General features: G+C 69.7%; 13 protein-coding genes. 8 read left to right on the top strand and 5 right to left on the bottom strand.

The features are described 5' to 3' along the window. Positions 1-168 precede the first annotated feature (168 nt). From WCJ52_RS08915 to moeB, 3 genes are read left to right on the top strand one after another with little or no spacing between them, the layout of a single operon-like run. Entirely contained in the window at positions 169-624 is a 456-nt protein-coding gene (locus tag WCJ52_RS08915; RefSeq protein WP_336902952.1) for a MarR family transcriptional regulator, read from the top strand. 41 nt (positions 625-665) lie between these two features. Beyond that, complete coding sequence (locus WCJ52_RS08910; RefSeq protein WP_336902951.1) at positions 666-1,148, top strand: DUF2244 domain-containing protein; 483 nt, start codon at positions 666-668, stop codon at positions 1,146-1,148. After that, the gene (gene moeB, locus WCJ52_RS08905) at positions 1,145-1,909 is read left to right on the top strand and encodes a molybdopterin-synthase adenylyltransferase MoeB (RefSeq protein ID WP_336902950.1); all 765 of its coding nucleotides are present in this window, start codon (positions 1,145-1,147) and stop codon (positions 1,907-1,909) included. Before WCJ52_RS08910 ends, moeB begins: the two co-directional genes overlap by 4 nt. Here moeB and WCJ52_RS08900 read toward each other — a convergent pair. Next, a complete protein-coding gene (locus WCJ52_RS08900; RefSeq protein ID WP_336902949.1) occupies positions 1,898-2,884 on the bottom strand; it encodes a D-glycerate dehydrogenase in 987 nt (328 codons plus the stop codon). The genes moeB and WCJ52_RS08900 overlap by 12 nt on opposite strands. Before the next feature lie 80 nt (positions 2,885-2,964). Between WCJ52_RS08900 and WCJ52_RS08895 the strand changes: the two genes are divergently transcribed. The 4 genes from WCJ52_RS08895 (at position 2,965) to WCJ52_RS08880 (ending at position 6,222) form a co-directional block, all read left to right on the top strand. Further along, positions 2,965-3,507 (top strand): SH3 domain-containing protein, encoded by a 543-nt coding sequence (locus WCJ52_RS08895; RefSeq protein WP_336902948.1) that lies wholly within the window; start codon positions 2,965-2,967, stop codon positions 3,505-3,507. Positions 3,508-3,598: 91 nt separating this feature from the next. Beyond that, positions 3,599-4,126 carry a 3-hydroxyacyl-[acyl-carrier-protein] dehydratase FabA gene (gene fabA, locus WCJ52_RS08890; protein ID WP_336902947.1) on the top strand — a complete coding sequence of 176 codons (528 nt, stop codon included), beginning with the start codon at positions 3,599-3,601 and terminating at the stop codon, positions 4,124-4,126. A gap of 25 nt (positions 4,127-4,151) precedes the next feature. Further along, the gene (fabB, locus tag WCJ52_RS08885) at positions 4,152-5,363 is read left to right on the top strand and encodes a beta-ketoacyl-ACP synthase I (RefSeq protein ID WP_336902946.1); all 1,212 of its coding nucleotides are present in this window, start codon (positions 4,152-4,154) and stop codon (positions 5,361-5,363) included. A 43-nt stretch (positions 5,364-5,406) separates the two neighbouring features. After that, on the top strand, positions 5,407-6,222 hold the full coding sequence (locus WCJ52_RS08880) for an enoyl-ACP reductase (RefSeq protein ID WP_336902945.1): 816 nt from the start codon (positions 5,407-5,409) through the stop codon (positions 6,220-6,222). A 13-nt stretch (positions 6,223-6,235) separates the two neighbouring features. Here the strand turns inward: WCJ52_RS08880 and WCJ52_RS08875 are convergent, their stop codons facing one another. Then, positions 6,236-6,844: a TetR/AcrR family transcriptional regulator gene (locus WCJ52_RS08875; protein WP_336902944.1), complete on the bottom strand. Its 609-nt coding sequence runs from the start codon at positions 6,842-6,844 to the stop codon at positions 6,236-6,238. 263 nt (positions 6,845-7,107) lie between these two features. On the opposite strand from WCJ52_RS08875, the gene WCJ52_RS08870 reads away from it, so the two are divergent. Next, positions 7,108-8,349, top strand: coding sequence for a UbiH/UbiF/VisC/COQ6 family ubiquinone biosynthesis hydroxylase (locus WCJ52_RS08870; RefSeq protein ID WP_336902943.1), 1,242 nt, complete (start codon positions 7,108-7,110; stop codon positions 8,347-8,349). Between the two features lie 7 nt (positions 8,350-8,356). Here WCJ52_RS08870 and WCJ52_RS08865 read toward each other — a convergent pair whose 3' ends face one another. The 3 genes from WCJ52_RS08865 to WCJ52_RS08855 all read right to left on the bottom strand — a co-directional run. Next, the gene (locus WCJ52_RS08865) at positions 8,357-8,566 is read right to left on the bottom strand and encodes a Trm112 family protein (RefSeq protein WP_336902942.1); all 210 of its coding nucleotides are present in this window, start codon (positions 8,564-8,566) and stop codon (positions 8,357-8,359) included. 8 nt (positions 8,567-8,574) lie between these two features. Further along, positions 8,575-9,225, bottom strand: a complete 651-nt coding sequence (locus WCJ52_RS08860; protein WP_336902941.1) for an LON peptidase substrate-binding domain-containing protein — start codon at positions 9,223-9,225, stop codon at positions 8,575-8,577. A 2-nt stretch (positions 9,226-9,227) separates the two neighbouring features. Next, positions 9,228-9,637, bottom strand: a 410-nt coding sequence (locus WCJ52_RS08855) for a tetratricopeptide repeat protein (RefSeq protein ID WP_336902940.1), incomplete at its 5' end; no start/stop codon positions are given.

Genomic DNA, 9,637 nt, shown 5'->3' with positions numbered 1-9,637 from the left:
CATGGCCGATCATTCCCGACCTACCCGAACGCCGCAAGACCCCCCGGGGACTGCCCCCGGCCAGACGCGTCTCCCGCGGGTCTCGGGACCCTTCCAAGTTGCCGTTTCTTCACAATCCGGCTAACAGCCTGCCCGCGCCCTGTCGGCGGCGCCGCAGAGCCCGTTTGGATGACCACGCCCTCCCGGCATCCCGTCGCTTTTGACTTCTTCGTCGAGATCGCGGTCATCGATCAGCTGGTCGGCACCCAGATGGCCCGCGTACTGCCGGACGGCGTCTCCATGGCGTCCTTCAGCCTCCTGAACCATCTTCTCAGCAAGGGCGGGGCGGATTCGCCCGTGCGCCTGGCCCAGGCGCTCCAGGTCACGAAGGGCGCCATCACCGCCATGCTCAAGCGGCTGGAGGCCCGGGGCCTCGTCGTCCTGTCAGCCGATCCCCGGGACGGGCGCGGCAAGATTGTCTCCCTGACGCCGGACGGCCTGCGGGTGCGGAACGAGGCGGTCGCCGCCCTCGACCCCCTTCTCGCCACCTTCCTCGCGGCCTTTCCCGAACCGGACCTCGCCGCCGCTCTTCCCCTGCTAAAGCGGGTGCGCCTCGACCTGAACCGCAGGCGCTACGGCGGCTGAGGGCTTCCCTGAGGTGCCCCGGCGCGGTAGATCCTTTGGGGATGACCGATATCGAGTTCCTGAATGTTGAGATACGACCCCACCGGTCCCTCTCCGACCGGGGCTTCATCATTCTCATCAGCATTGTCACGGCCCTGAACTGCGCCGCTGCGGCCGTCTTCCTCGCGATGGGCGCCAGCCTGGTCCCCATCTTCCTCGGGCTCGATGTCCTGGCCTTGGTGATCGCCTTCGCCGCCAGCTTCGCCTCGGGGCGGCGGATCGAGCGCCTCGTGGTGACGCAGAGTCGGGTGCGGCTCATCGAGGAAACCCGGCGTCGAACCTCGCTGGTCTGGGAGAGCCCCACCGCCTTCACCCGTCTCACCTCGCGGGAGGAGGACGAGCGCCTCGTGGATCTGAGGCTGACCGTCTCCGGGCGCGAGGCCCCGGTCGGCCAGGCCCTGGGCCCAAAGGCACGACTTGAACTCATGCGCACCCTGGAGGCGGCCCTCCACGAGGCCCGGCGTTCCCGGACGGGAGCCTGGTGAGCGGCCCGGCGGCCTTCAGCGACGACGAGGTCGAACGCTATGCGCGTCATCTGGTCCTGCGCGAGATCGGAGGGCCCGGCCAACAGAAGCTGAAAGCCGCCCGGATCCTGATGATCGGCATGGGGGGTCTGGGCGCGCCCGCCAGCCTCTACCTGGCCGCCGCCGGTGTTGGCGGCCTGGTGATTGTCGATCCCGACCAGGTTGAACTGTCCAATCTGCAGCGCCAGGTACTCTTCACATCCTCTGACCAGGGGCGGTCCAAGGTGGACGCCGGGCTCCGTCGGCTCACCGACCTCAATCCCCACGTGGAGACCCAGGCCCTCCAACTGGCCGTCCGGCCGGACAACGCCGTCGCCCTGATCGGGGGCTTCGACCTGGTGCTCGACGGGACGGACGATTTTGCCACGCGGCTGGCGGTGAGCGACGCCTGCGTTGCGACGGGCGTTCCCCTGGTCTCCGGGGCCATTGGTCGATGGACAGGCCAGGTCGGAGTCTTCCCGGGTCGGCCCTGCTACCGCTGCCTTGTCCCTGAGGTTCCACCCGACGCCGAGACCTGCCAGGCGGTGGGCGTGATCGGGGCCCTCGCGGGCGTGGTCGGGTCGATGATGGCCCTGGAGGCGATCAAGCTGATCACCGGGGCGGGGGAGAGCCTCAGCGGCCGCCTTCTGGTCTATGACGCCCTGGCGGCCGTTACCCGGACGGTCCGCATCGCCGCCGACCCCCGGTGTACGGCCTGCGGATTGGCCTCGTCAGAGCATTGAGGTCAGGACCCGGTCCGGCGGACGGTGACCATCCATCCAGGTGCGGATGTTGATGATCACCTTCTCGCCCATCTCGGTGCGCGCCTCGACGGTGGCAGAGCCCAGGTGGGGCAGGAGGACCGCGTTCGGCAGGCCGAGCAGGCGGGGGTTCACCTCGGGCTCGAACTCGAAGACGTCCAGCCCGGCGCCCGCGATACTGCCGCTCGCCAGGAGGTCGGCCAGGGCGGACTCGTCGATGATCTCGCCCCGGGCGGTGTTCACCAGGATGGCGTGGACCGGCATGAGTTTCAGCCGTCGCGCGGAGAGCAGGTGGTAGGTGGCGGGCGTGTGCGGGCAATTGACCGAGATGATGTCCATCCGGGCGAGCATCTGGTCGAGGCTCTCCCAATAGGTGGCCTCAAGATCCTCGGCGATCCGAGGGCTGACCGGCGTGCGGTTATGGTAGTGGATCTGCATGCCGAAGGCCCGGGCCCGGCGGGCCACTGCCTGGCCGATCCGGCCCATGCCGATGATCCCAAGCCGCTTTCCGGACAGCCTCCGGCCCATCATCCAGGTCGGGGCCCAGCCCTTGAACTCACCGGCCTCGATCGACCGGGCGCCTTCCACGATCCGGCGGGAAACGGTCATCATCAAGGCGAGGGTCAGGTCGGCAGTGTCCTCCGTCAGGACGCCGGGCGTGTTGGTCACGGTGATGCCGCGGGCCGCTGCCGCCGCCACGTCGATGTGGTCCACGCCCGCTCCGAAGTTGGCAATCAGCTTCAGCCGATCACCCGCCTGCTCCAGGACGCCCGCGTCAATCCGGTCGGTAATGGTCGGGGCCAGAACCTCGCAGCGCCCGACTGCGTCGATCAGGGCCTCCCGGCTCAGGGGCGCGTCCGACAGGTTCAGCTCTGTGTCGAACAGTTCCCGCAGGCGCGTCTCGACGGCGTCCGGCAGCCGGCGGGTCACGATCACTTTCGGCTTGGTCGTCGGCATCAGCGGCGGGGTCCTGAATTTCAGTGTCCAACGAAACCACGCTCTGGCGCCTTCGTCTTTGAACCTCTAGCAAAGAGGGCATGAACGGCCAAGGTGAGCCTTCCGGGCGCAGACGCGGTGTCCTGATCCTGTCGGCGGCGGCCTGCGCGCTTGCGTCCGCCGCCCTTGCCGACGCCCGGCCGACGCCTTCGGGCCTGCCGGTGCCGCGCTATGTCACCCTGAAGTTCGGATCGGTCAACGCCCGGGCCGGGCCCGGCGACGACTACCGCACCCTGTGGGTCTACCGGGTGCGCGGAATGCCGGTCCAGGTGATCGCCGAGTCGTCCGAATGGCGCCGGATCTGTGATCCGGACGGCGGCGTCGCCTGGGTCCACATGCGCACTACCGACGGCCGCCGAAACATTATGCGGACGACCGGCGCTGCTGACCCGGTTTTGTCCTCGCCCCATGCGGACGCCCGGACCCTGGCCCTCCTCCAGCCCAGGTCCCTGGCGGCCCTGCAGCGTTGCGAGTCGGGTTGGTGCCGGATCCAGGCGGACGGGGTTTCGGGCTGGGTCCGGGCCGGGGGTCTTTGGGGAACCGACGACCGGCCCCAGTGCGTCGTCCCCCCGACCGCCCGTTGAGCGCCCCCTCAGCGTCTGATAGACCGGATTGTCCCCGCCCGGCGCGCGTCGCCGGCCAGCTTCGTTCCAGTGACCCGCGGAAGGTCGAAACATGATCCCCGGTGCCAAGGCCAAGGACCACTATTCCCGAGAAGAGCTCCTTGCCTGTGGCCGGGGCGAGATGTTCGGGCCGGGCAATGCCCAGCTTCCGATCCCTCCCATGCTGATGTTCGACCGCATCACCCGGATCACGGACACCGGCGGCGCCCATGACAAGGGCCAGGTCATCGCAGAACTCGACATCCAGCCGGACCTTTGGTTCTTCGGCTGCCACTTCATCAATGATCCGGTCATGCCCGGATGCCTCGGCCTCGACGCCATGTGGCAGCTGGTGGGCTATTTCCTCGGCTGGTCCGGCGCACCGGGCAAGGGCCGCGCCCTGGGCGTCGGCGAGGTCCGCTTCACCGGTCAGGTCACGCCGAAGGTAAAGAAGGTCGTCTACCGTATCGACCTGAAGCGGGTGATCATGCGCCGGCTGGTGCTGGGCATCGGCGACGGCGTCATGGAGGCGGACGGCAAGGTCATCTATGAAGCCAAGGATCTGAGGGTCGGCCTATACGACCCCAAGGATCTGGTCTGACACCGGCGTATCAGGAGAACGGGACATGAGGCGCGTTGTCGTCACGGGCATGGGCATCGTCTCATCCATTGGAAACACCCTGGATGACGTCCGGACTTCGCTCCGCGACGCACGGTCAGGGATCATCGCGGCGCCCGAATACGCCGATCTCGGTTTCCGCTGCCAGGTGCACGCCGCGCCCGACATCGACTGGGAGGCTGCCGTCGACCGCCGCGCCGGCCGCTTCCTCGCCCAGGGCACGGCCTTCGGCCACATCGCCATGGAGCAGGCCATTGCAGATTCCGGCCTGACCGAGGCCGAGGTCTCCCACGAGATGACCGGCCTCATCGTCGGCTCGGGCGGGCCCTCGACCAAGGTGATCATCGAGTCGGCGGCCATCGCCCGGGAGAAGGGCCCCAAGCGCGTCGGCCCCTTCGCCGTGCCCAAGGCCATGAGTTCCGGGGTCTCCGCCGTCCTGTCGACCTGGTTCAAGATCCGCGGGATCAACTATTCAATCTCGTCGGCCTGCGCGACCTCGACCCACTGCATCGGCGCGGCCTACGAGCAGATCGCCATGGGCAACCAGGACGTGGTCTTCGCCGGCGGCTCCGAGGAACTGCACTGGGCCCTCTCGGTCCTGTTCGACGCCATGGGCGCCATGAGCTCGAACTTCAACGACCGCCCGGCGGTGGCCAGCCGGGCCTACGACGTGGCCCGTGACGGCTTTGTCATCGCCGGCGGCGCCGGCATTCTGGTCCTCGAGGACCTCGAGCGCGCCCAGGCGCGTGGCGCGAAGATCTACGGCGAGATCGTCGGCTATGCCGCCAATTCCGACGGCTTCGACATGGTCGCCCCCTCGGGCGAGGGCGCGGTGCGCTGCATGCGACTGGCCTTGTCCCGGGCGGGGGGCCGCAGGGTCGACTACCTCAACCCGCACGGCACCTCGACCCCGGTTGGTGACATCAAAGAGATGCAGGCGGTCCGGGAGGTGTTCGGGGACCAGGCGCCCGCCATTTCCTCCACCAAGTCCCTGACCGGGCACAGCCTCGGGGCCGCCGGCGCCCAGGAGGCGATCTATTCCCTGATCATGCTCAACTCCGGCTTTCTGGCCGAGAGCGCCCATATCGAGACCCTGGACCCGGCCTTCGAGGGCCTGCCCATCCTGCGGCGCCGCGAGGACCGCCAGGTGGAGACGGTCATGTCCAACAGCTTCGGGTTTGGCGGCACCAACGGCTGCCTGGTCATGTCCAGGATCTGACGGGACGAGCCCGTCCCGCCCAGCATAAATCGGGAGACGCGAAGTGGCCGACGATTACAACATGCCCGTGGGCGAGCTCATGAAGGGCAAGCGCGGGATCATCACCGGGGTGGCCAACCACCAGTCCATTGCCTGGGGCATCGCCAGCCAGCTGGCCGCCCAGGGGGCAGAGATGGCCTTCTTCCACCTGCCGGGCATGGAGCGCCGGGTGCGACCCCTGGCCGAAGGCGTTGGTGCCCGGGTGATCGAGGCCGTGGACGTCACCGACGACGCCAGCATGGACGCCGGCTTCGCCGCCGTGGGATCGGCTTTCGGCAAGATCGACTTCTTCGTCCACGCCCTGGCCTTCGCCCCCCGGGACCAGATCAAGGGCTCCTTCGTCGAGAACGCCACCCGGGAGGGGTTCCGCACGGCCATGGACATTTCGGCCTACAGCTTCGTCGACTGCGCACGCCGGGCCAGTCACATGATGCCGGACGGCGGGTCGCTGATTACCCTGACCTACCTGGGCTCCGAGCGCGCCATCCCCAACTACAATACCATGGGTGTGGCCAAGGCCGCCCTTGAGGCTGCCACGCGCTACATCGCCCGGGACCTCGGGCCCCAGGGCATCCGGGCCAACGCCATTTCCGCGGGCGCCATGCGCACCCTGTCCCTTGCGGGTATTTCCGGCGGCCGGTCCATGCTGGCCCAGGGCCGGGCCCTGTCCGCCCTCAAGGAGGATACCAGCATGGAGGGCGTGGCCGGTGCCGCCCTCTGGCTACTGTCGGACCTTGGCCGGTCCACCACGGGTGAAGTCGTCCATGTGGACGCCGGCTTCCACATGATGGGCCTGCCGGACGACGGCGAGGCGGGCTGAGGCTCCGCCCCTCTCAGGGGCCGTAGGCGCGGACGAAACGGCTGGCGGCCTCCCGGGCGATCCGGTCGATCGTCGGCGCGTTCAAGTCGGAGTCCACCCCCAGGAGCCGACCGGTCTGGTGCGAGCCGATCACCATGCCGGCGAAGAACTCTGCCGCCAGGGCGCAGTCGTCGATCCGCAGTCGTCCGGCCCGCGTCTCCCCGTCGAGGAAGGCGGCCAGCCGGGCCCGGGAGGTCCGGGTCCCGGACTCAAAGAAGGTCCGGGCCAGGTCGGGCAGCTCCGCCGCGCTCTGGATATGGATCCGCAGGATGGCAATGGACGAAGGCGTGGCGATGCTTTCCAGCACCACCCGGGCATAGCCCGCCAGGGCCGCCTCCGGGCCGGCACCCGCCCCGGGGCTGTCCAGGTGGGCGGTGATCTGGTCCACCCGGCGCTCAATCAGCACCCTGACCAGCTCGGCCTTCGAGCCGAACCGGTTGTAGACCGTCTGCTTGGACACCTTCGCCCGTCGGGCGATATCCTCGATCGAGGCCCCCATGCCGCGTTCGGCAAGGGCCTCGCGCGCCGCTTCCAGGATGGCGAGCCCCTTGGACTCATCGACCTGACCCATGCGCCGGGGCATCAGAGACACCCTCCGGACGCCAACCGGACCGCGACACGACTTCCCGGTCGCCGTGGACGCCTGCTGCCCATCACTTCCCCCCTCAACTTTACTCGGGAGCTTCCCGTCTCCCTTGACTCCACCTTGGGCCGCAACGCCGCGGGGCACAACTCCGGGTGGACCGCAACGTCCATGAATCCCGGTAGACCCCGATCTCTGCACAGCTCTGGGTGCGGCGCGAGAGGGGGCTGGACGCCAGGGCTCCGGCGGCGGCATATCGCGGCATGGACGCAGACGTGATCATCTCCGGGGCTGGCATGGCCGGCGCGACCCTCGCCCTGGGCCTGGCCCGGGGCGGCATGAAGCCCCTCCTGGTGGATGCCCAACCCTTCGAGGCCCGGGTGGCGCCTGACTTCGACGGTCGGGCCTCGGCCATCGCCTATTCCAGCTTCCGCCAATGGCGGGTCCTCGGCCTCGCAGGCGACCTGGAGCCGTACGCCGAGCGGATCGGTGAAATCCTTGTCACGGACGGCCGGACGCCTGGCGCCTCGGCGGGCCGGCCCAGCTCGGCCTTCCTCCGCTTCGACGCCGCCGAGATCGCTGACCGGTCAGAGGGTGAGGCCCTGGGCTACATGATCGAGAACCGACGGATCCGGGCGGCCCTGGCCGCTGCGGTGCGGCGGGAAGGCATAGAGGTCCAGGCGCCGGCGCGCGTGATTGGGGTCGATTTCAGCCCGGGTGCGGCCTCTGTGCGCCTGGAGGACGGCCGGGTCCTGGCCGCCCCTCTTGTCGTCGGTGCAGAGGGCCGGGCCTCCGCCGTGGCCGCCGGCGCGGGGATTCGCAGCACGGGCTGGACCTATCCACAGGCCGGGGTCGTCGCTACGGTTCGCCTCGATCGGCCGCATGGCGGCATGGCCCATGAATACTTCCTGCCCTCGGGTCCCTTCGCCATCCTGCCCCTGACCGATCAGAGGGCGAGCCTGGTCTGGACCGAGTCCCCCGCCCGGGCCGAGGCCCTGCAGTCGGCCAGGCCCGAGGTATTCCATGCCCACCTCCAGCGCCGGTTCGGCGACCTCCTCGGCGGCGCCCGCCTGGACGGGCCGGTCTTCACCTATCCCCTGTCCCTGCACCTGCCCGAGCGGATCACCGCCCCCCGGGCCGCCCTCCTCGGCGACGCCGCCCACGGGGTTCACCCGGTCGCCGGCCAGGGCCTGAACCTGGGCCTGAAAGACGCCGCCGCCCTGGCCCAGGTTCTGGCGGAGGCCGCGCGCCTGGGCGAGGACCTCGGTTCGGAGGTCGTGCTCGACCGCTACGCCCGCTGGCGCAGCGTCGACAATATCGGACTGGCAGTGGCGGCAGACGCCTTCGTGCGCCTCTTCTCCAACGACAATCCCCTGCTGAGGGCGGTCCGCGGCGCGGGCCTGTCGGCGGTCAACCGGATCGGCCCCGCCCGGCGCTTCTTCATGCAGGAGGCGGGTGGCGCTGTCGGCGACCTGCCCCGCCTGCTGCGCGGCGAAGCGCCCTGACAGGCCCTCAGAGCTCCCGGGCTTCCTCGGGCAGCATGATCGGAACGCCATCCCGGACTGGATAGGCCAGGCTGGCCTTGCGGCTGATCAACTCGCCGGCGGCCCGGTCATATTCCAGGGGCCCGTGGGTCACCGGGCAGACCAGGATCTCCAGGAGGCGGGGGTCAAGCCCGGCGTCGAGGGGCGGAAGCGGCGTGTCCGGCGCAGAATCGGTCATGTCAGGTCCTATTGCAGGGTTACCGGCGGGCCGTCGTCGTCGGACAGGGAATCGATTTCCAGGAGGGCGGTCAGGACGTCCTGCCGGTCGGACCGGTCGGGTGCCTCCAGGAGGGCCTGCTTCTCGGCGGGGGAGAAGGGCAGGTTCATGGCCAGTCCCGCGACCAGTTCGTCAAGCGGGGCGGCTTCAATGGCCTGGTCGTCCACGTCCATCTCGCGCCGGTTGAGATAGGTCTTCAGGGCCCGGGCCAGACGGGTGCGTTCGCCCCCGGTCCGGCGCCCAGGGGTCAAGTCCTCTGAGAAGGGCCCGAAATCGGCCCGTACCTGGCGGTAGGGGGTCGGCCGGGCCAGCTCCTCGGCGATCCGGAACCGGCAAACCCCGGTGAGGGTGATCAGGTAGTCGCCCTCGGCGCCCTCACGGAAACGAGTCACCCGGCCGGCGCAGCCGATGCGGGCCAGGCCGGGCCGGGCCGGGCCGCCTCCGGACGTCTGAATCATGCCGATCATCCGGGCCTCGCCCATGACGTCGTCCAGCATGTTCAGGTAGCGCGGCTCGAAGATGCGCAGGGGCAGCTCCGCGCCAGGCAGGAGCAGGGCCCCGTCCAGCGGGAACACCGGCAGGGTCTTCGGCAGGTCGATGGGAGGGGCCCGGCGCGCCATGGCTAGGAGAACAGGATGGCGGAGAGGCGCCGCCGGCCCTGGCGCGCCAGGTCGGAGGCCCCACCCGCCGCCTCGAAGACGGTCAGGAGTTGGGCACGGGCCGCGCCCTCGTTCCAGTCCCGGTCAGCGGCGATGATCTGCAGGAGGTGATCGGCTGCGGCCTCCAGCCGGCCGGTGCCTCCCAGGGCCCGGGCCAGCTCGAAGCGGGCCTCGTGGTCGGCAGGATCGGTGGCGAGGCGGGCCTCGAAGACGGCGGTCTCGGCAGGGGCAGCCTCGGCCAGGGCCAGGGCGGCGCGGACGCTTTCCAGCCCAGGGTCCTTGGCACCCTCCGGTGCCATGGCGACGATCTCGGCGGCACGCTGCAGGTCGCCCCCGTCGAGATAGACCCGGGCCATGCCGCCCAGGGCGCGGA

Origin of the sequence: Phenylobacterium sp. (assembly GCF_037138395.1) — a bacterium.
In the GTDB taxonomy this organism is placed as follows: Bacteria; Pseudomonadota; Alphaproteobacteria; order Caulobacterales; family Caulobacteraceae; genus Phenylobacterium.
The sequence above is the reverse complement of the archived record's forward strand: the minus strand, read 5'-3'. Positions and strand labels throughout refer to the sequence as shown.

Excerpts from the sequence above, each read along its gene's own strand:
- WCJ52_RS08860 (WP_336902941.1), bottom strand. The coding sequence starts at position 9,225 with ATGGCGCGCCGGGCCCCTCCCATCGACCTGCCGAAGACCCTGCCGGTG.
- WCJ52_RS08870 (WP_336902943.1), top strand. The coding sequence starts at position 7,108 with ATGGACGCAGACGTGATCATCTCCGGGGCTGGCATGGCCGGCGCGACC.
- WCJ52_RS08915 (WP_336902952.1), top strand. The coding sequence starts at position 169 with ATGACCACGCCCTCCCGGCATCCCGTCGCTTTTGACTTCTTCGTCGAG.
- fabA (WP_336902947.1), top strand. The coding sequence starts at position 3,599 with ATGATCCCCGGTGCCAAGGCCAAGGACCACTATTCCCGAGAAGAGCTC.
- WCJ52_RS08895 (WP_336902948.1), top strand. The coding sequence starts at position 2,965 with ATGAACGGCCAAGGTGAGCCTTCCGGGCGCAGACGCGGTGTCCTGATC.
- WCJ52_RS08900 (WP_336902949.1), bottom strand. The coding sequence starts at position 2,884 with ATGCCGACGACCAAGCCGAAAGTGATCGTGACCCGCCGGCTGCCGGAC.
- WCJ52_RS08875 (WP_336902944.1), bottom strand. The coding sequence starts at position 6,844 with ATGCCCCGGCGCATGGGTCAGGTCGATGAGTCCAAGGGGCTCGCCATC.
- WCJ52_RS08910 (WP_336902951.1), top strand. The coding sequence starts at position 666 with ATGACCGATATCGAGTTCCTGAATGTTGAGATACGACCCCACCGGTCC.
- fabB (WP_336902946.1), top strand. The coding sequence starts at position 4,152 with ATGAGGCGCGTTGTCGTCACGGGCATGGGCATCGTCTCATCCATTGGA.
- WCJ52_RS08865 (WP_336902942.1), bottom strand. The coding sequence starts at position 8,566 with ATGACCGATTCTGCGCCGGACACGCCGCTTCCGCCCCTCGACGCCGGG.